Origin of the sequence: Haloplanus sp. XH21, from assembly GCF_023276355.1 — an archaeon.
Lineage (GTDB): Archaea > Halobacteriota > Halobacteria > Halobacteriales > Haloferacaceae > Haloplanus > Haloplanus halobius.
Genome location: NZ_JALLPL010000001.1, coordinates 1736066 through 1755056, shown reverse-complemented (window position 1 = coordinate 1755056; position 18991 = coordinate 1736066). Strand labels below are relative to the sequence as shown.

Below are 18991 nucleotides of genomic sequence, written 5' to 3'. Positions count from 1 at the left end.
AGGCCGCCGCACTCTTTTACCTAACTATCCGCTGTAGCGCTCTTCCTGCCACGGGTTCGCGGTGACGGAGTAGCCCCGCTTCTCCCAGAACCCGCGTTCCGGTTCCGTGAGGAACTCCACGCCCGTCACCCACTTCGCACCCTTGTAGGCGTATCTGTGAGGCGTGACGATCCGTACCGGGCCGCCGTGGTCCCGCGGCAACGGGTCGCCGTCGAAGTCGAACGCCAGCAGCGTCTCCGGGCGGAGACAGGCGTCCAGCGGGAGGTCCGTCGTGTAATCATCGGCGGCATGAAAGAGGACGTGTTCCGCGTCGTCGTGGACGCCGACGTGCTCGGCGAGCGTGGGGAAGGGAACGCCGGTGAACTCGCAGTCGAACCGGCTCCACCCGGTGACACAGTGGAAGTCCTGTCGCTGCGTCTCCGTGCCGAGCGCCGTGAACGCGTCCCAGTCGAACGTCACGGCGTCGTCGACGGCGCCGCTCACCGAAACGGACCACTCCTCGCGAGGCACTCGCGGGACGTTCCCCTTCGAGAGCACCGGGAACGACTCGGTGCGGTGCTGGCCCGGCGGGAGCCGCTCGTCGCCGAACTCGCGGTACAGATCCGTGACGTCCCTGACCATACCGACACGTCGCCCTCCATTCATCTATGCGTGTCGGTCGAGTATCGTTTTCCGAAACTCCGTTTCGTGCTCGTGATGAATTACCTGGCTGACTCGAAGTTTCAGTTATCGGAATCAAAATTAGCCCGCAGAATTTAAATACGGGCCTTCCAAACCCCCCCACGTTCAGATGCCACAAGTGGAAATAACGGTTCCGGAACACCTGGAGATGCAGATCGCCCAGTTGATCGAGAAGGGCGAGTTCGTCAATCGGGAGGAAGCCATCAGCGAACTGCTCTCGACCGGGCTTCGAGCCTACAAGACCAGCGGCCCGATCGAGGAGGAAGAACCGGGGTTCGAAGAGGAAGGCGGCATGATGGGACACGAAGACGAGTACGTGTTCTAACAGGCCGCCTCGACCGCGATGACGTCTCGCCCGACCAGGGTTCGTCTCCCGCATCGACTGCCGACGCCGCACAGCGCGTGGCTTCCGCCCGAACTGCGTGTGCGATGGTACCGCAATAATCCTTAACCGGCCTACGACCGTAGAGAGGGTATGCACAAGGAGGAACTCCTCGAACTCCACGAGCAGATGGTGACGATCATGAACTACTTCCGCAGCCAGGAAACGGTCGACGACTCCATCTTCGAGCCCTACGAATCGCTGAGCGTCGACCCCTCGCACGTCCACAAATCGAAAAGCGAGCACAAGCACGCCGTGTTCGTCCTCGGCAACGCCTTGGCGACGGCGATGAGCGAAGACGAGTTCTCCGACGCCGGCCGCGTCGGCAAGCGCATGGCCGAACTCGCCGAAGACGCGGAAAGCAAACTCTGAACGCGATCCACTTCTCTCGCGGTTCGCCGGCCGCGAGCGACCGCTACGCCGTCGCGTTCTCCGACGGGGACGCCTCGTAGACGACGCGGACGGTCGTTCGCACCGTCACCGGGCCGGACTCGATGTCGGAGGCCGCGCCCGCCGTGGGCGCCGGCGTCGCCGTCGCGGCGGCGTACTCGTCGACGGGGAGCGGCGAGTCGCCGCTCGTGGTCCGGATCACGTCGACGCCGGTAACCGTGAGGTTCTCGGTGGACGCCAGCATCTCTGCTTTCGCTCTGGCGTCCGCCATCGCGGCGCTCCGGGCCTGCTGTTCGAGCTGGCGGCGCCGATCCGATGAGAGCGTGAACGTGACGTCGTTGACCTCGGTCGCGCCGTTCTGGACCGCGGTGTCGAGGACCGTCCCTACCCGGTCGGGGTCGTCCACCGTGATTTCGAAGTCGTGAGAGGCGCGGTACCGGACGGGCGGTTCCTCCCCCTCCTCACGCGGCGGCGTCCGGTCGCGGTAGATGTCGTAGCGCTCCGTCCGGATGTGCTCGTCGTCGATGCCGATTCCCTGGAGCGCGTCCCGCATCCGGGACGTGTTCTCGGCGAGTCGCTGCCGCGCGGTCGCGGCGTCGGGCGCCGTCGCGACGACGGCGACCTGCAGCACCGCCTGGTTCGGTTCCGCGTCGGCGCTGCCGCTCCCGGCGACGTGAATCGTGCTGTTCGGTTGCTCCGGCGTGGGCGACGCCGAGGACGACGGTCCGGTCGAACACCCTGCGAGTACGAGCAGTACCGCGACACCTATGGCAGCGATCGTATGACGTTGCATGTGACTGGAGGATCGTTCGGGCACGGTATATGTCTCTCGTAGACACAAACGGTGGTTTGAGATACTCGTCGCTCATCGAGCAGTGGCGCTCCGCGCTCGACGGCCGACATATATACGGCCCGAGGGCGAAACGTCGCCCACGCCGATGGTGGCCGTCCCGGCGGCCACCGAATCCCATCGATGTACGACAATATCCTGATCCCCACCGACCGTAGCGACCCCGCGGCCGAGGCGACGGAACACGCACTCGAACTCGCCGCGCAGTACGACGCGACCGTCCACGCACTGTACGTCGTCGACAGCCGTATGAGTCCGATCACGCCCTCGATGGATGAGTCGGCTCTGCGGGACCTGCTGCAGGAGTCGCCACCGACGGCGGCCGTCGCCGACGCGTGTCGCGAGCGATCACTGTCCGTTCGGACGGCGCTTCGCGCCGGCGTCCCCCACGAGGTGATCGCCGACTACGTCCGCGAGAACGACATCGACCTCGTGGTGATGGGGCGGCACGGTCGGGCGGGACTCTCCCGACGGTTACTCGGCAGCACGGCGTCGCGCGTCCTCCGGACGGTCGACCGGCCGGTTCTGACGGTGTGTGACCGCGAGGAGTGACACCGCCGGCGATACGTCGAAAAGCGCGTGTCGCCGGTACGGTCGACTGTCGACGCGGCCCACTATTTCCCCCACAGCCGGGAGAGTCGTGACTCGATGTCGTCGACGAGGCCGTGGGCTTTCTCCTTGCCTTCGTCGAGTTCGGATTCGATGGCGGTCCGCACCTCCTCGAGTTCGGATTCGATCTGCTCGCGGAGGTCCGCGCGCTCGGACTCGCCTTCGGCCGCTTTGTACTCCGCGATGCGACTGCGCGCGGCCGAGAGACGTTTGAATACGACGCCGTCCTCCGGGATCCGCTCGTCGAGCTCCTCGATTTTCGCCGTCGGCCCCTGTTCCGTCTCGGATGTGCTGTCGTCACTCATCGTCGTCCGCGAAATCGGTCGCCCGGCGATAAAAACGCCGGCCTAACCGGGGTCATTCGGGCGTCGTCCAGCGCTGGCTCGCGGTCGCCGTCACGTCGAGTCCCGGACTGTAATACCGGACGGGCGCCGATTCCGGCTCCGCGAACCCGTTGGCCGCAAACAGCGTGTTCGTCCGCGTCTCGGCGGCCGCCGGGTAGAGCGTCCACGGGTCGTGGTCGATGTCCGTGTATCCGAGCGACCCGTCCGGCGCCTGCGTGTAGAAGCGGTAGCGTTCGACGAGGAACGCGGCGAGCGAGTCGTCGCTCGGGACGAACGCCTCGCCGGTCGGCCAGTAGTCGGCCGCGTAGTCGGCGGGGCGCGCGCCGGGGTGGCGACGACGGCTGGTGAACCGGACCCGCCCGTCGACCGATTCGAGCGCGATCCGTGCGTAGTAGTAGGGGAGATGCTGGAGGAGGCGAGCCGCGAGGACGCTCAGCACACCCTGCGCGTCGAGACTGAAGAAGTAGACGCCGGGTTCGCCGTCGCAGGTGACGTACGTCCGCAGGTTGAGTTCGGGCAGTGCGACGCCGAGACGGGCCGGGACGCCCACGGGGCGGACCGCGACGTTGGTAAAGGGCACCACCGAGAGCCACGCGCGGCCGTCGTGTTCGTCGACGTCGAGCGCGTCGGGGAGGTGGGCGGCGACGATCGACGCATCGACCGGCCAGTTCTCGAACAGCAGGTGTCGCCACCCCATCTTCAGCGAGAGGACCATAGCGAGATGTGGGATCCCAGGGCGAAAACTCCGTGGCCTACCGGAACGCCATGACGAGCGCGGCGAGCACCGCGCCGACGACGACGCCGGTGCCGATGAGGACCGCCGTACTCTGGACGGCGCTGGCGACGGCCGCCGCGACGGCGATTGCGAGGATGCCGAGGAGAACCAGCGACGCCGTCCGACGACTGGGGATGAGCGTTTCGAAGCGCTCGCCGATCGGCACCGTCTCGGTGTTCTGGTCGGCGTTCGGGGGGCGGGAGAGCGTCTCGTCGACGTCGACCTCGTTCTCCTCGGATTCTGGCTCGACCGTCACCGCTATGGACTGGCCCTCGGCGCCGTAGCCGGTCGAAATTTCGAGGGACCCCGTCACCGGCGAGCCGACATCGCCGACGCTGACGGGGACCGACTGGGTCGTCCCGTGCTCGACGAAAACGTTGCCGTCGGAATCGATGCGCGCAACCGCGGACAGCGGGTCGTCGGCGCGGAGATGGACGTGGACGGCTTCACCGTGATTGCGGAGCTCGACCGAGAACGCCTCGGATGTCGAAAACTCCGCCGGGGCCTCGACGTTGTGAAGCTCCCCACGGTTCAACTCGACGAGCAATACCGGAGTCACACGACGACGGTCGGGCCGAGGGACGAAAAAGGTTCAGGCCGACAGTCTCATACGGACCGTTGTAATTGTGTCCCGGTGGTTCGCCGAGACGGTCCGGTACTGACGTACAGTAACCGTCTCACTCCTCGCGCATGTCCGGCGGGAGCAGATTCGGGATGCCGTCCTCGATCGGATACTCCTCGCCGGTGACGGTGCCGACGAGTCGCCCCTCGAGTATCTCTTCGCCGTCGCGCTCCTCGACTTCGAGTTCGAGGTCGCTCTTATCGAGCGGGTCACAGAGGATGTCCATCAGGGATTCTTTCATTACTCGGCAGGTGGCGGCCGGTCGGTAAAAATCCACGGGTGCCGAGGCGCCAGTGTCGCTCAGAATGGGAACTCGCGCGGTTCGTGTTGGACCGAGATCCATTTCGTCTCGGTGATCGCATCGAGGATGCGGTCGCTGTTGAACCCACCCATCCCGGAGGCGTTGATGCCGCTGAAAGGGACGTGGGCCTCGTCGTTGATCGGCTGATCGTCGACGTGGACGTGACCGGTGTCCAGCCGCCGCGCGATGGATTGGCCCGTGCCCTCGTCGCCCGCGTGGACCGACCCCGAGAGACCGTACGCGGTGTCGTTGGCGATGTCGATGGCTTCCTCGACGGTGGAGAACGGGATCACCGGCGCAATCGGCCCGAAATGCTCGAAACAGGCCGCCGACATGTCGTTCGTCACCTCCGAGAGGACGGTGGGTGCGACGACCAGCGAGTCCTCGACGCCCGGAAGATCCACCGTCTCGCCGCCGGTTTCGAGCGTCGCGCCCGCGTCGACCGTCTCCTCGACGTAGCCCAACATCTCGTCGCGCTGGGACTCGTCGATGATGGGGCCGACGACGGTGTCCGGGTCGTGGGCGCTCCCGACCGGGAGCGCCTCGGCGCGTTGCGTGAGGCGGTCGACGTACTCGTCGTAGACGTCCTCGTGGACGACGTGGCGATTGATGGAGATACAGACCTGTCCCTGATGGACGAACGAGCCGAAAACGCCGCCGTCGACCGCCGCATCGAGATCGGCGTCGGCGGTGACGATGTGGGCGTTGTTACCGCCCAGTTCCATCACCGGCGTGGCGAGGTTCTCCGCGGCGGTTGCGGCCACCTGTCGCCCGACTGGCGTCGATCCGGTGAACGTGACGACATCGCTCTCGGGGTGCCCGGCGACACGGTCCCCGATTTCGGAGCCACGGCCCGTCACGACGTTCACGACGCCGTCGGGCAGCGACGTCTCCTCGAACAGCCGTGCGAACACCAGTCCGCCGGTGATCGGGGTGTTCGTCGCCGGCTTGATCACTACCGTGTTGCCGGTCGCGACGGCGGGCGCCACCGCTCGCATCGTGAGGTTGAGCGGGAAGTTCCAGGGCGTGATGACGGTGACGACGCCGGCCGGTTCCCGGCGAACGATGTTCTCCTTGCCGGGAATCGAGGATTCCTTGTGTTCGCCCTTGACTCGACGAGGGTACGTCGACGCTTCGCGGGCGTGATCGCGGGCGATGCCGATGGAGGTCTCGCCCATGATCCGTGAGCCGCCGGCTTCGTCTTCGAGCAGTTCGATGATCGCCTCCTTGTTGTCGTCGAACGCTTGAAGGAACTCGTTGAGGACCGTCTCGCGGCGATCCGGCGTCGTTTCGGCCCACTCGGTCGCGGCCTCGGCGGCCGCCTCGTAGGCCGCATCGACGTCACCCTCGGTGCCGGCCGGCACGCGAGCCACCTGATCGCGCGTCGACGGATCCATGACGGGGATAGTTTCGTCCCCGTCCGCGGGCCGCCACTCGCCGTCGATGTACAGCACGTCCCACTGGGCGTCGGTCGTCAGCGCTGGACCTGTGGGTTCAGAGCGGTCTCCCATGCGCCAAAGTTCGTCTGGCTGACGGTTAGTCCTGATGGTGGGTTCGCTGAACGACCACTAGCCGTTCCAGATGGCCGTCACGACGCGGTCGTCGCGCTCGATAGTGTCGTACGTGAACCCACGGTCGTCCAGACGAGGGAAGAGGTGCTGGGGAACCCGGTCGCTCACCTGCACGATCACGGTGTCGTCGTCCGCGTCGGCGAGTGTCTCCAGCGTGAGCTTCAGCGGTTCCGGCGGCGGGAGGTCACGCACGTTGAGTACCTCGTGGCTGGCGTTCGTGGGCGCGTTCGTCTCGGCCAGGATCGATTCGACGCTCGACATACCCGTCACGAGGGCCGCCGCTATCGAGGGGTTTGTCCCGAACGGGTTCGGCACGGTCGTCACGAGAGCGGGGCTTCTTGGGACTCCCGGAGCGAACACACGATATGGAGACCGTCACCGTCACGCGCACGATTGCGGCGCCCGAATCGGCCGTCCGAGAGGCGATCCTGGATGTCGAACCCTTCATGCGCGCCGCCGGGTTCGACGAAGTCGATGTCGACGGCGACATCATCGATCTGACGAACCGGGTCGGCCTCGCCGAGATCGAGTTGACGGTCGAACGCGTCGACGACCCGGACGCCGTCCTCGCCTACGAACAACACGAGGGGATGTTCGAGTCGATGCGCACCGTCTACCACCTCGAAGACGTCGACGACGGAACGCGCGTCGAGGCGACGACCGACTTCGCTCTCGATGTCTCGCTCGTCGGCGAACTGCTGGACGCGACGGTCGTCAGCCGACAGCGCCGCCGGGAACTCACCGCCCAACTGGAGTCTCTCGAATCGGCCGCCGAGTGATATTGTCCCTGGTTCGACGGACAGCCGGCAGCGAAACCGAACGTGTTCGGGGGACGGCTTTGCACGGGGGAAGCCAAACGGTGAGGTATGCGCCATCACGACAGCGTCGAACCCATCACCGAGACGGTCCACGAGACGTCGTGGTCGGCGAACCTCGAAACGCCGGCCCACGCCGCCGACCACAGCCTCGTCGTCGAGCAGGCCATCGCGGCCGTCGAACACACCGCGCCGGGCAACCACGTCAATATCGTGACCCACGGCGACCACGGCCACCCCGAGGCGTATCTCTACGCCGAGCTGCGGGACGCCTTCGAGGACGCGACCGTGGAGTACGTCGATCAGTGTGGCTGTGGCGGCCACGTCACGCGCGTTCACGTCTAAGTCTCCTCCGACTACGATGCACCAAACCATCGACACCGACCGACGGCCGTTCGTGCTCGTCTGGGAACGCACGCGGGCGTGCGAACTCACCTGCAAACACTGCCGGGCCGACGCCCAGCCCGAGCGCCACCCCGACGAACTCATGACGGCGGAGGGGAAGGCGCTGCTCGACGAGGCGCGGCGCTTCGGCGAGAACCAGCTCGTCGTCCTCTCGGGCGGTGACCCGCTGGCCCGCGACGACACCGTCGAACTCGTGGACTACGGCGCCGAGCAGGGGCTCCTGATGACGCTCACTCCGAGCGGGACGGCGTCGCTGACGCCGGAGCGGGTCGACGCCTTGGCGGACGCCGGCGCCCGCCGCATGGCCCTCAGCATCGACGGCGGATCGCGGGCCGCCCACGACGAGTTCCGCGGCGAACCCGGCAGTTTCGAATCGACCATCGAGGCGGCGCGGGCCGCCAACGACGCCGGCCTGCCGCTCCAGATCAACACCACCGTCTGCGCCGAGACGGTGGCCGAACTCCCGGCGATTCGGGATCTGGTCGCCGACCTCGGCGCCGTGCTCTGGTCGGTGTTCTTCCTCGTCCCGATCGGCCGCGGCGCCGTCCTCGACTCCATCTCGCCGGACCGCGCCGAGCGCGTGATGGAGTGGCTGGCCGCCGTCGACGACGAAGCCCCGTTCGACATCAAGACGACCGAGGCCCCGCACTACCGCCGGGTGGCGCTCCAGCGGCGACGCGACGACGGCGTAGCGACGGACGCGGCCGACGCCCTCGGCCGCCGGGTCGGCATCACCGCCGGCGACGGGTTCGCGTTCGTCAGCCACGTCGGCGAGGTGTTCCCGTCTGGCTTTCTCCCCGAGTCCGCCGGCAACGTCCGCGAGACGAGCCTTGTGGACTGCTACCGCGAGTCGGACCTGTTCACCTCGCTACGGAACGCCGACGCCCTCCGCGGGAAGTGTGGCGCCTGCGAGTTCCGCGAGGTCTGTGGCGGGAGCCGGTCGCGCGCCTACGCCCGAACCGGCGACCCGCTGGCGAGCGACCCGCTCTGTGCGTACGTCCCGGACGGCTACGAGGGGCCGCTGCCCGACGACCGACCGTCGGCCGCGACGGGGGACTGACCATGCCAGCCCAGTCCGTACTCGACGGGGAACTGCCGGATCCGGGGGAGCGGGACGACCCAGACGGGGGCAGTTGCCCTTCGGCGCCCCCCGCGACCGAGACCCAGACCGACCCGCTCGACGGCTTCCTCCGCGAGTACGGCGTCGCCATCGCGGGGCGAGAGCTGGAGACCGCCCTCGGATCGCTCGATGAACTGATGCCGGCACAGCGGCGTACCGTGGCACGGATGGCCGATCGAATCGCTGCGGGCGTACTCGCCCCCGCGCGGCGGGCGGTCGACGACGACGGGAGCGAGGCCGCGCCGACGGTCCGGCGCCTGTTCGGTCCGGTCGAAGATGTTCGGGACCGGAGATAGGCAGCCCGAAGCCGTACCTCGAACCGGTCATGCCCATCGTCCCCCGCCCCTGGTCGAGCGACGAGAGCGACTTCGACGACTACGACTCCGTCTGCCCGGCGCATCTACCGGCCCCCGGCCCCTTCCTCGGGGATCACGACGTGTTGACGGGACGGGCTCACGCCGCGTTCCACCGCCTGACGCGCGACCGGTTCGAGGAGCGCACCGTCTACGACGTGACGTTCGGCTACAACCTGGCGCGGCTGAACCTCGACACCCGCCATCCGGACGCCGGCTACCGGTACGCGGTGCAGGCGGACGACCCCGCGGTGCTCCGCGCTGAGTTCACGCCGACGACGGAGTTCTGCCCGCAGAGCGACACCCTCGCGATCGCGTCGTTCCGCGCGTGGAACGCCGACGACGCGGGCCACGAGTTCGACCTCGTGCGCGTCCGGGTGGCGCCGATGCACGGCCAGAGCGCCCGTATCAACGACCGCCTCGCGGCGATGGAGCAGTCGGTTCGCGAGACGGGTGACGTGCCGGAGGGTGACGACGAACTCGTGGACGCCGTCGAAACGGCGGGCGCGATGGACGGATCGACGGCGCCGTTCTGATCAGTCGTCTCTCGATGTCTCGGCCGCCCGCCCCCGGCGAACGGAGTCGGGCGCGTGTCGCCACAGGACGTGCAGCAGGTTCGCCGCGAAGACGACGAATCCCACTGCGAGGGCGACGCCACCGGCGAGTGAGAGGTCGGTGCGGGCGGTCCAGTCGCCGGCGACGAGGAGCGTGCCGCCGCCCGCGACGAGGACGAGATCGACCGTCGCGAGCCGCTCGTCGTACAGGTCGTCGATCATGGGGACGTCCGCGAACCCCAGGTGGTCGCTGTAGCGGTGGACCCAGACGAGGAAGGGGACGACGTGGTAGAGCGTCCCGACGACGACGAGGACGACGACCAGGGCGAGCAGGTGACTCGTCCCGGGGGCGCCGAACAGGGCGTCCTCGCCGAGCGGCGTCCGGAGCCACACGGGGAGCGTCAGGAGCGCCCAACAGAGCAGCGCGGGAACGAGGAGCGCGTAGCGGGCCAGCATCGGCGTCCAGTCGCTGCGCGCGTCCCGGAGCCGTCGCGCGAGAACGACGAGAAAGGCGAGGCTGCCCGTGAGCAGGAGTGCGGCGCCCGCGCGGGCCAGCACCGGGTTCGCGACGAGTCGGCCGAGCGCGAGACCGACGACGCCGAGCGGGTAGCCCACCGTCTCGACCCGCTGGAGCGCGTGGTCGGACCCCCGAAGTTCCGTCTGCCCGAACATCGTCACGAGTTGGTACAGCGCGCCGAAGACGGTCGTCAGGACGGCGCCGAACACCGCGAGCGTGGCGTGGGCGGCGACGACCGCCCCCCGCGCCCCGGGAAACAGCGGCGTCGAGAGTCCGACGGCGAGCGCAACGCCGAGGACCGTGAGCAGGAGGAAAAACCCGAGCGCCGTCACGAAATGCTGCTCGGTGATGTCCAGCGGTCGGGCCGTGGCGAGCGTCCGGCCGACGTTGTACGCGAGCGTCCAGAACCCGGCGAGCATGGCGACGCCGAACACCGGCAGGAGGGCCGGCCGCGACGCCAGCAACGCAGCGGCGAAGCCGACCACCCCCCCGGTGATGAGCCACAGTTGTCCTCGCGCCAGGCGGTGGGAGTGAAGATCCGTCCCCGACCACACCGGGACGAACTGCGTCATCGCTCCCGCGATGGTGAGACAGACGAAGCCGACGAGCAGGAGGTGGACGTGCGCGAGGCGCGCGAGCCCCGAGACGGCGCCGAGGGCGTGCGCGACGCCGAGCGCGGAGCCGACGAGCAGGAACCCCAACGCGACGACGAAATGCCGCAACGGAATCGAGAGCGGTGGCTGGCGGTCCGTCTCGACGCCTCCGGGTACGATGGACATGGACGACGCTACGGGCTCGGCCCCTCTCGACCTCTGGGCGAACATATTCGCCCGCCGGTCCGGCCGATTCACAATCACTCTCACGAAACCGGGTTTTTAACACGGTGGAACGCCGGACTAGACGATATGCCTTCCGCCGAAGTCTCGCTACCGGACGACGTCGATATGGAGATCACCCAGCTCGTCAACGAAGGGGAGTTCATCAACCGGGATCAGGCCGTCGAGGAACTGCTCTCGCTCGGCGTCTCGGCGTACACCACCGAAGAGTCGACCGAACAGGCCGAAGAAGATCTGTTCACGCAGGTCGTCGAGGACCAGCAGGATCCCGCCATCCGCAATGAAGGCGACGACGAACCGACGCTGTAATCGGAATTATCGGGAGTCATCATCGATTCTCGCCGACCCGTCACGGCGAGAATCGATGGCCAGTTACGATAATCCTATAAGGCGACTATTCTTCGTCGGCAGCGGTCAGGAGTCGCTCGCTCATCGCGTCGAAGTCCGCCCGCTCCTCGCTCCAGAACTCGCGCAGGTCACCGAGCGGCTGTCGCACCGGTTCGGCCACCTCGTCGTGCACCTCGTACTCCTGGCTCTGCTTGACCTCGTGGTAGGCGTCGCGGAACGACATGCCCGCTTTCACCTTCTGGTTCGCGGTGTAGGCGGCGAAGATGCCCTCGTCGATGTCGAAGTCGTCGGCAAGTTCTAGCTCCTCGACCAGTGGTGTGAGGATGTCGACCGTCGCCCGCACCGTATCCACCGACTCGATGAGGTGCCCTTTGGTCTGCTGGCTGTCGCGGTTGTAGCCGCTCGGGAGTTTGCCGATGATGCGCCGGATGGCCTCCTTGCTCGCCGACACCTCCTCGGCTTTCGCCCGCGCGAGTTCGAGGATGTCCGGGTTCCGCTTCTGGGGCATGATGCTGCTGCCCGTGCAGTACTCGTCGGGCAACTCGAAGAACTGCTGGTCCTCCGAGAAGTTGATGAGGTCCTCGGCCATCTTCTGGATGTCGAGCATCACCAGATCGAGTGTCTGGAGCAGTTGCAGTTCCTGCTTCCCGCGGTTCGAGCAGTAGATCGGATTGTGCTGTTTCTGGGAGAAGCCGAGCAGTTCCGTCGTCAGGTCGCGGTCGATGTCGAGCGTGGTGCCGTACGACGCGGCGGCGCCGAGGGGGTTGGCGTCGATGATGCGGAAGGTCGCTCGCAGCGATTTCAGGTCGTCGACGAGCGCGTCGGCGTAACTCGACGCCCACAGCCCCGTCGAGGACGGCATCGCCTGTTGCTGGTGGGTGTAGCCCGGGATCAGCATGTTCTTCTCCGCCGCGAACTCGTCGAGGGCGTCGATGAACGCCAGGATCCGGTGGGCCAGGTCGATGGTCGCGTCCTTCATGAAGAGACGCGTGTCGACGAAGATCTGGTCGTTGCGCGACCGGGCGAGATGCATCTTCTTGCCAGCCTCCGTCCGCTGGGTGACCTGCTCTTCGACGAAGGTGTGAACGTCCTCGCCTTCCACCTCGTCGGCCTCGTGATAGAGGTCCGTGAGCGCCGCGCGGAGTTCCGCGAGTTCGTCGTCGGTGACGAACCCCTGCCGGTTCAGCATCGTCACGTGCGCGAGGTTCGTCAGCACGTCGTACGGGAGAAACCGGTTCTCGAACGCCTTCGGCTCCATCGTATATTGCAGGGTGGCCTCGCTCGCCGAGTGCTCGGTGTTCTCCCAAAGCATGCACGCAGATATCGACAGACCGTACTAAAGGGTTACTTCTGGCGGGTCGCGCTGTGACTGGCGCTCTCTGCCGACGGCCGACAGTATAAGTCCTCACCGCGTGACGGAGGCGTATGGTGTACGACCACACGCCGGTGACGGTTGCGGACAAGCGAGCGGTCGTGATCGGTGGGACGAGCGGCATCGGCCGAGCGATTGCCCGGGGGTTCGCTGCCGACGGCGCGGATGTCGTCGCGACGAGTCGGAGCGAGGACAGCGTCGCCGAGACGGCGGCGGAACTGCGCGACCTCGGTGCCGAGACGGTCGAGGTGACCTGTGACGTGACGGAGCGAGACACGCTCACGGCGCTGCGGGACGCCACGATCGATGCGCTCGGCGGCATCGACATCCTCGTCACCTCCCAGGGCGCCGTCTCGCGGACGAACCTCGCGAACGGCACCGACGAGGACTGGGAGACGGTGCTCGACGTCCAACTCGCCGGCACGTACCGCGCCACCCAGGTGTTCGCCGAGCGCATGGACGAGGGAGCGATCCTCAACATCTCCTCCATCTCGAACGATCTCGCGATTCCGGATCTCGTGCCGTACACGGCGGCCAAAGGCGGTGTCGACTCCCTGACGCGCGTCGCGGCGAAGGAGCTCGGCCCCGAGATCCGGGTCAACGCCGTCAAACCCGGCTTCGTGCGCTCGGAACAGACCGCGGGCACCTACGCCGAGGGCACGCCGCGCCACGAGGAGATCGCCGAGCGGACGACCACCGGCCGCCTCGCCGACCCCGCGGAGATCGTCGGCGCAGCCATCTACCTCGTCAGCGACGCCGCGAGTTACACCAACGGGAGCGTGTTGACCGTCGACGACGGCTTCACCGCCGACGCGTTCGAATAGTAGCCGTTGTAAGTCAGCGCACACCTGATCGAAGGATTGCGTGCGATCAGGTGTGCAAACAGTTCCAAACGCTACTATAGACCGACGAAAAACCTCTTACTCCACGGCGCAGAGTTCCAGCCATGTCACGCGAACGGGAGTACGGGACGGAATCGGTCGTCTATCACCCGTCTCGGTCCTTCGTCGAGTCGACGAACGTCTGGGAGTTCATGCGGACGTACGACATCGACGACTACGCCGAGTTGATCGAGCGCACCACGTCGACGGTGGAGGGCGAACCGCAGTCGGGAGTCGACTGGTTCTGGGACGAACTCGTCGACTATCTGGACATCGAGTTCGACGAGGGGTACGACGCCGTCCGCAACGACGCCGACGGCCCGCAGTTCACGGAGTGGTACCCCGGCGGGCGACTCAACGCCGCCCACAACGTCCTCGACCGGCACGCCGCGACGGACGCCGAACGGCGCAACAAAGTCGCCTGCATCTGGGAGGGCGAACCGGGCGACGTGCGCGAGGTGACCTACCACGAACTCCACCGGGACGCCAACCGGGTGGCGAACTACCTCGAATCGCGGGGCGTCGGCACGGGCGACACCGTCGGCCTCTATATGCCGATGGTGCCCGAAGTCGCCGCCATCCTCTACGGCTGTTTCAAGGTGGGCGCCATCGCGGTGCCCATCTTCTCGGGGTTCGGCGTCGACGCGACGGCCACCCGCATCGCCGATTCCGAACCCCGCGTCCTGTTCACGGGCGACGGCTTCTACCGGCGCGGCGACCACGTCCGCCTGAAAGCGGACGCCGACGCGGCCATCGAGCAGGCGGGCCACGTCGAGCAGACGGTTGTCTACGACCGTCTCGGCCTCGCGAGCGACGGCGAGATCCCGTGGGACGACGCGCGCGACGACCACTGGGCGGAGAGCGTCGGTGCGGCCGACGACGCATACGAGACGAAATCGCTCGACTCCAGCCAGGAGTCGATGCTGCTGTACTCCTCGGGGACGACGGGGAAACCGAAAGGCATCGTCCACACCCACGCCGGCGCCCTCGTTCAGGCCGCCAAGGAAGTGTACTTCGGGATGGATCTCAAGCCCGCCGACCGCTTCTTCTGGGTGAGCGACATCGGGTGGATGATGGGGCCGTGGTCGCTGATGGGCACCCACGCCCACGGCGGCACGGTGTTCATGTACGAGGGCGCGCCGGACCATCCGAACCCCGACCGGTTCTGGCGCATGATCGACGACCACGAACTCACCCAGTTCGGCATCTCGCCGACCGCCATCCGCGCGCTCCGCAAGCGGGGCGACGAATGGATCGAGGGCTATGACCTCTCCAGTCTCCGCGTGTTGGGGTCGACGGGCGAACCCTGGGACCCCGAGTCCTGGCTCTGGTTCTTCGAGGAAGTCGGCGGCGGCGACACGCCCATCATCAACATCTCGGGCGGGACCGAAATCATGGGCTGTTTCCTGATGCCCCTGCCGATTCAATCGCTCAAGCCCTGCACGCTCGGCGGGCCGGGCCTGGGGATGGATATCGACATCGTGGACAGCGACGGCGACTCCATCGCCGACACCCACGAACGGGGCTTCCTCGTCGCGCGTGACTCCTGTCCGAGCATGACCAAGTCCCTCTGGAGCGGCGACGAGCGGTATCTGGCGGAGTACTGGAGCACCTGGGACGGCCTCTGGGACCACGGCGACTGGGCGCAGCAAGACGAAGACGGCTTCTGGTTCCTGCACGGCCGCGCCGACGACGCGCTGAACGTCGCGGGGCGGAAGGTCGGCCCGGCGGAAGTCGAAGGAGCGGCGATGGAACACGACGCGGTGAACCAGGCCGCCGCCGTCGGCGCGCCCGACGAGACGACGGGAACGGCCGTCGTTCTCTACGTCGTCCCCGACCCCGACGCGACGGTGGACGACGACCTGCGCGCGGCCATCCGGGACACCGTCGGCGCGGAACTCGGCAAGCCCTTCCGCCCGCGTGAGGTCCTGTTCGTCGACGCCCTGCCCAAAACGCAGAGCGGGAAGATCATTCGTCGCGCCATCGCGTCGGTGTACCGCGGCGAGGAACTCGGGGATATGAGCAGCATCGAGAACCCCGAGGCGCTGGACGCCATCGAAGCGGCACGATGAGCGACGACCGCCAGCGGTTCGCGTTCGACTACCAACCGGGGGCCATCGTCTGCCGTCCCGGCGCAGTTGCCGACCTCGGCGCGGTGTGCGACCGGCACGGCTGGGACCGCGTTCTCGTCGTCTGTGGCCGGACCGTCGGATCGACGCCCGCCGTGATGGACCCGGTTCGGGCGGGTCTCGGCGACCACCTCGCCGGCGTCTTCGACGAGACGACGCCCGAGAAGTATCTCGGGACGGCCATCGACGGCGCAAAGCGGGCCGCCAGCGAGGACGTCGACGCACTCGTCGCCGTCGGCGGCGGGAGTTCCCTCGACGTGGCGAAGGTCACCGCCACCCTCGCCGCGCGCGACGACCCCGAGGCAGTCGGGCGACGGGCCATCGCGGAGGCGTCGCTCGACGTCGACGCCGATCCCCTCCCCATCGCCGCCGTGCCGACGACGCTCGCTGGCGCCGACCTGTCGGTGGTCGCGGGCGTGACGTTCGGGATGGGCGACGAGTCCGACGCGCCGAGCGGCGGCGTCGGCGACGCGCGGCTCATGCCCGCAGCCCTGTTTTACGACGCCGAACTCTACCGGACGACGCCGGAGTCCGTGCTGACGGCCTCGGCGATGAACGGCTTCGATAAGGGTATCGAGGCGCTCTACACGCGGCACTCGACGCCGGTCACCGACGGTACCGCCGCCCGCGGCCTCAGACTGCTGGGCGCCGGCCTCCCGACGCTTCGCGAGGAGCCGATGGACGCCGACCGACTGGACGACGTGCTGGCGGGGATCGTCTGTGTCCAGTACGGCGTCTCGATGCCCGGCCAGTACAAACTCTCGATCATCCACGCCTTCGGCCACGGCGTCTCCCGCGGCTACGACGTGCATCAGGGCGTCGTCCACGGCATCGTCGCGCCGCACGTCCTGCGCTCTCTCTTCGACGAAGTCGACGGCCGCCGGCGGTTGCTCGCGGAGGCACTCGGTGTTTCCACTGACGACCTGAGCGACGACGAGGTGGCGACGGCCGTCGTCGACGCCGTTGCCGACGTGCGCGACGACCTGGGACTGCCGTCCGCACTCCGGTCGATCGACGGCCTCGCGCGGGACGAGTTGAACGACGTGGCCGACCGAATCATGGACGACTCGCTGATGGGGACCGTTCCCGACGGACTGAATCCGACCCACGACGACGTGCTCGCGGTGCTGGAGTCGGCCTGGTGATTACCGCGCGCCGAAACTCTCGGTCTGCAGGTCGTCGACGCCGACCGCTTCGGCGACCGTCTTGGCGTCCCTGACGAACGACTCGAAGCCGAAGACGTACACCGTCTCGTCTTCGACGCCGGCGAGCATATCGGCCGCCTCGTCGAGCGACCCGACGAGGAGGACCGTCCCCCCCTCGTCTTCGAGGGCGTCGAGGCGCTCCTGGTGCGGCGGGGACTCGCCCCAGAACACGACCGTCGCGTCGTGACCCGCGCGCTGGGCGCGTTCCGCGATGCCGACGGCCGGACCGATGCCCGGCCCCTCGGCGAGGACGACGACCGGTCCGTCGCCCGTGTACCGAACGTCGCCGAAGGGCCCCTCGATTTCGACGGTGTCGCCGGGTGAACGTTCGGCCAACCAGGGCGCGAGCGTGCCCTCCGCTGCGGCTTCGACCGTGATCTCCAACGTCTCCTCGACGTCGGGCGAGGAGATGGTGTAGTACCCCGTCTCTTCGACGCCACCGGTCTCCGACCGGTTTCCAGAGGAGCGTTGCTCCTCGCTGCCGTCGACGGTCGCACGGACGAGGACGAACTGTCCGGGGTCGGCGTCGAACCCTTCGGGCGTCCGGAGTTCGATCGCGACGGTTCGCTCTCCGACCGACTCGATGGTCTCGACGCTGACCTGTGGCATACACGTCACACCGCGGGGCGCAGGGATAAACCTTCGACACCCGACCGAGCTTATAAGAGACACAAACCCGATTTCGCGGGTGACATGCACGACACCGTACTGTCGAGCGAGGCGCGCACGGTCGTCTCGCCGGGACGGATCGAACTCGGCGTCGGCGCCGTAGAGTCAGTCGGGGCACACGCCGCCCGTCACGGCGATACGGCGCTCGTCGTCGCGACCGAACAGATCTTCGAGTTCCACGGCGAGACCATCACTGAGCACCTCGAAGCCGCGGGCGTCGACCCCGTCGTCTACACCGACGTTCGTCCCGACCCCACTGTCGACAACATCGAGAGCGCCCACGCGCTGTACGAGCGCCACGACGGCGACGTCATCGTCACTCTCGGCGGCGGGTCCTCCATCGACACCGGCAAGGGCGTCGGTATTCTCGCGACCAACGAGGGGTCGATCCGCGACTTCGGCGTCGACCGCACCGGCTACGAGGGCGTTCCGAACCCCATCCCGCCGCTCATCGCCGTCAACACGACAGCCGGGACGGGCAGCGAGGCGACCCGCTCGGTCGTCGTCAGCGACGAGTCCACGTCCACGAAGTTCCTCATCGTCTCCGCGAACGTCGTCCCCGACGTGGCCATCGAGGACCCCGAACTCACCGTCTCGCTCCCCAAGAGCCACACCGCCTTCACTGGCATCGACGCCCTGACCCACGCCATCGAGGCGTACGTCTCGGTGAAATCCTACAGCGTCCCCGACGGCTACGCCGAGGCGGCGATGGAGCGCATCGCCCGATCGCTCCCGATCGCGTGGGCCAACGGCGACGACCTCGACGCCCGCGCCGACATGATGGTCGGCCAACTCCAGGCGGGGCAGGCCTTCACCAACGCCTCGGTCGCGCTGGTCCACGGCCTCGCGCGCCCGCTGGGGGCTCAGCTCCACATCCCGCACGGCCTCGCGAACGGGCTCATCCTCCCCTACGTCGTCGACTTCTCGGCGATGGCGGCACCGGAGAAGTACGCCGAAGTAGCGCGGGTCCTCGGCGCCGCCGACGCCGACGACCCGACGCGCGAGGCCGCCGACGCGGCCGCCGACGGCATCCTCAGCCTCTGTGACGATCTGGATCTCACGGGCTATCTCGACGACTTCGGCGAGGTACCCGACCGCGAGGAGTATCTCGACGTCGTCGACGAGATGGCCCAAGACGCCATCGACTCGGGGTCGCCCGACAACAACCCGCGGAAACCGACGCGCGAGGAAATCGCCGACCTCTACATCACCATCTACGACGACGCGCTGGCGCCGGACAGTCCGCGGCGGTCCTGACCGGC

The 18991-nt window shown here is 67.5% G+C and carries 24 protein-coding genes; 13 read left to right on the top strand and 11 right to left on the bottom strand.

The window, feature by feature from the left end; genetic code table 11:
• Positions 1 to 24: 24 nt before the first annotated feature.
• The gene (locus MXB53_RS09150) at positions 25 to 621 is read right to left on the bottom strand and encodes a sulfite oxidase-like oxidoreductase (RefSeq protein ID WP_248897073.1); all 597 of its coding nucleotides are present in this window, start codon (positions 619 to 621) and stop codon (positions 25 to 27) included.
• Between the two features lie 169 nt (positions 622 to 790).
• Between MXB53_RS09150 and MXB53_RS09145 the strand changes: the two genes are divergently transcribed.
• Both MXB53_RS09145 and MXB53_RS09140 read left to right on the top strand, forming a co-directional pair.
• Positions 791 to 1006, top strand: coding sequence for a ribbon-helix-helix domain-containing protein (locus tag MXB53_RS09145; protein ID WP_248897072.1), 216 nt, complete (start codon positions 791 to 793; stop codon positions 1004 to 1006).
• A 150-nt stretch (positions 1007 to 1156) separates the two neighbouring features.
• Entirely contained in the window at positions 1157 to 1435 is a 279-nt protein-coding gene (locus tag MXB53_RS09140) for a UPF0058 family protein (protein ID WP_248897071.1), read from the top strand.
• 43 nt (positions 1436 to 1478) lie between these two features.
• Here the strand turns inward: MXB53_RS09140 and MXB53_RS09135 are convergent, their stop codons facing one another.
• On the bottom strand, positions 1479 to 2246 hold the full coding sequence (locus tag MXB53_RS09135; RefSeq protein WP_248897070.1) for an SIMPL domain-containing protein: 768 nt from the start codon (positions 2244 to 2246) through the stop codon (positions 1479 to 1481).
• Positions 2247 to 2426: 180 nt separating this feature from the next.
• Between MXB53_RS09135 and MXB53_RS09130 the strand changes: the two genes are divergently transcribed.
• On the top strand, positions 2427 to 2855 hold the full coding sequence (locus MXB53_RS09130) for a universal stress protein (protein WP_248897069.1): 429 nt from the start codon (positions 2427 to 2429) through the stop codon (positions 2853 to 2855).
• 62 nt (positions 2856 to 2917) lie between these two features.
• On the opposite strand, the gene MXB53_RS09125 is transcribed toward MXB53_RS09130, so the two are convergent.
• The 6 genes from MXB53_RS09125 to MXB53_RS09100 all read right to left on the bottom strand — a co-directional run bounded on the left by MXB53_RS09125 (position 2918) and on the right by MXB53_RS09100 (position 6786).
• The gene (locus MXB53_RS09125; protein ID WP_248897068.1) at positions 2918 to 3217 is read right to left on the bottom strand and encodes a hypothetical protein; all 300 of its coding nucleotides are present in this window, start codon (positions 3215 to 3217) and stop codon (positions 2918 to 2920) included.
• 52 nt (positions 3218 to 3269) lie between these two features.
• The gene (locus MXB53_RS09120; RefSeq protein ID WP_248897067.1) at positions 3270 to 3971 is read right to left on the bottom strand and encodes a YqjF family protein; all 702 of its coding nucleotides are present in this window, start codon (positions 3969 to 3971) and stop codon (positions 3270 to 3272) included.
• 37 nt (positions 3972 to 4008) lie between these two features.
• Positions 4009 to 4590, bottom strand: coding sequence for a DUF7524 family protein (locus MXB53_RS09115; protein WP_248897066.1), 582 nt, complete (start codon positions 4588 to 4590; stop codon positions 4009 to 4011).
• Positions 4591 to 4708: 118 nt separating this feature from the next.
• Positions 4709 to 4894 carry a methytransferase partner Trm112 gene (locus MXB53_RS09110; protein ID WP_248897065.1) on the bottom strand — a complete coding sequence of 62 codons (186 nt, stop codon included), beginning with the start codon at positions 4892 to 4894 and terminating at the stop codon, positions 4709 to 4711.
• A 59-nt stretch (positions 4895 to 4953) separates the two neighbouring features.
• The gene (locus MXB53_RS09105) at positions 4954 to 6465 is read right to left on the bottom strand and encodes an aldehyde dehydrogenase family protein (protein WP_248897064.1); all 1512 of its coding nucleotides are present in this window, start codon (positions 6463 to 6465) and stop codon (positions 4954 to 4956) included.
• A gap of 57 nt (positions 6466 to 6522) precedes the next feature.
• Positions 6523 to 6786, bottom strand: a complete 264-nt coding sequence (locus MXB53_RS09100; protein ID WP_248897063.1) for a DUF2249 domain-containing protein — start codon at positions 6784 to 6786, stop codon at positions 6523 to 6525.
• Between the two features lie 104 nt (positions 6787 to 6890).
• On the opposite strand from MXB53_RS09100, the gene MXB53_RS09095 reads away from it, so the two are divergent.
• The 5 genes from MXB53_RS09095 (at position 6891) to MXB53_RS09075 (ending at position 9754) form a co-directional block, all read left to right on the top strand.
• On the top strand, positions 6891 to 7304 hold the full coding sequence (locus MXB53_RS09095) for an SRPBCC family protein (RefSeq protein ID WP_248897062.1): 414 nt from the start codon (positions 6891 to 6893) through the stop codon (positions 7302 to 7304).
• Positions 7305 to 7391: 87 nt separating this feature from the next.
• Positions 7392 to 7685: a CGCGG family putative rSAM-modified RiPP protein gene (locus tag MXB53_RS09090; RefSeq protein ID WP_248897061.1), complete on the top strand. Its 294-nt coding sequence runs from the start codon at positions 7392 to 7394 to the stop codon at positions 7683 to 7685.
• A 16-nt stretch (positions 7686 to 7701) separates the two neighbouring features.
• Positions 7702 to 8805 (top strand): TIGR04053 family radical SAM/SPASM domain-containing protein, encoded by a 1104-nt coding sequence (locus MXB53_RS09085; protein WP_248897060.1) that lies wholly within the window; start codon positions 7702 to 7704, stop codon positions 8803 to 8805.
• Positions 8806 to 8807: 2 nt separating this feature from the next.
• Positions 8808 to 9161: a hypothetical protein gene (locus tag MXB53_RS09080; protein WP_248897059.1), complete on the top strand. Its 354-nt coding sequence runs from the start codon at positions 8808 to 8810 to the stop codon at positions 9159 to 9161.
• 29 nt (positions 9162 to 9190) lie between these two features.
• The gene (locus MXB53_RS09075) at positions 9191 to 9754 is read left to right on the top strand and encodes a DUF7998 family protein (RefSeq protein WP_248897058.1); all 564 of its coding nucleotides are present in this window, start codon (positions 9191 to 9193) and stop codon (positions 9752 to 9754) included.
• Here the strand turns inward: MXB53_RS09075 and MXB53_RS09070 are convergent, their stop codons facing one another.
• Positions 9755 to 11068, bottom strand: coding sequence for a cbb3-type cytochrome c oxidase subunit I (locus tag MXB53_RS09070; RefSeq protein WP_248897057.1), 1314 nt, complete (start codon positions 11066 to 11068; stop codon positions 9755 to 9757). It lies immediately after the preceding gene.
• 126 nt (positions 11069 to 11194) lie between these two features.
• Between MXB53_RS09070 and MXB53_RS09065 the strand changes: the two genes are divergently transcribed.
• On the top strand, positions 11195 to 11434 hold the full coding sequence (locus tag MXB53_RS09065) for a DUF7120 family protein (protein WP_248897056.1): 240 nt from the start codon (positions 11195 to 11197) through the stop codon (positions 11432 to 11434).
• Positions 11435 to 11519: 85 nt separating this feature from the next.
• Here the strand turns inward: MXB53_RS09065 and argH are convergent, their stop codons facing one another.
• Complete coding sequence (gene argH, locus MXB53_RS09060; RefSeq protein WP_248897055.1) at positions 11520 to 12785, bottom strand: argininosuccinate lyase; 1266 nt, start codon at positions 12783 to 12785, stop codon at positions 11520 to 11522.
• 113 nt (positions 12786 to 12898) lie between these two features.
• Between argH and MXB53_RS09055 the strand changes: the two genes are divergently transcribed.
• The 3 genes from MXB53_RS09055 to MXB53_RS09045 all read left to right on the top strand — a co-directional run bounded on the left by MXB53_RS09055 (position 12899) and on the right by MXB53_RS09045 (position 17000).
• Positions 12899 to 13669 carry an SDR family NAD(P)-dependent oxidoreductase gene (locus MXB53_RS09055; protein ID WP_248897054.1) on the top strand — a complete coding sequence of 257 codons (771 nt, stop codon included), beginning with the start codon at positions 12899 to 12901 and terminating at the stop codon, positions 13667 to 13669.
• A 122-nt stretch (positions 13670 to 13791) separates the two neighbouring features.
• Positions 13792 to 15798, top strand: a complete 2007-nt coding sequence (locus tag MXB53_RS09050; RefSeq protein WP_248897053.1) for an AMP-binding protein — start codon at positions 13792 to 13794, stop codon at positions 15796 to 15798.
• On the top strand, positions 15795 to 17000 hold the full coding sequence (locus MXB53_RS09045; protein WP_248897052.1) for an iron-containing alcohol dehydrogenase family protein: 1206 nt from the start codon (positions 15795 to 15797) through the stop codon (positions 16998 to 17000). Before MXB53_RS09050 ends, MXB53_RS09045 begins: the two co-directional genes overlap by 4 nt.
• Here MXB53_RS09045 and MXB53_RS09040 read toward each other — a convergent pair whose 3' ends face one another.
• Positions 17001 to 17669 carry a ferredoxin--NADP reductase gene (locus MXB53_RS09040; RefSeq protein ID WP_248897051.1) on the bottom strand — a complete coding sequence of 223 codons (669 nt, stop codon included), beginning with the start codon at positions 17667 to 17669 and terminating at the stop codon, positions 17001 to 17003.
• 84 nt (positions 17670 to 17753) lie between these two features.
• Here MXB53_RS09040 and MXB53_RS09035 point away from each other — a divergent pair, with 84 nt between their 5' ends.
• A complete protein-coding gene (locus MXB53_RS09035) occupies positions 17754 to 18986 on the top strand; it encodes an iron-containing alcohol dehydrogenase (protein WP_248897050.1) in 1233 nt (410 codons plus the stop codon).
• Positions 18987 to 18991 lie beyond the last annotated feature (5 nt).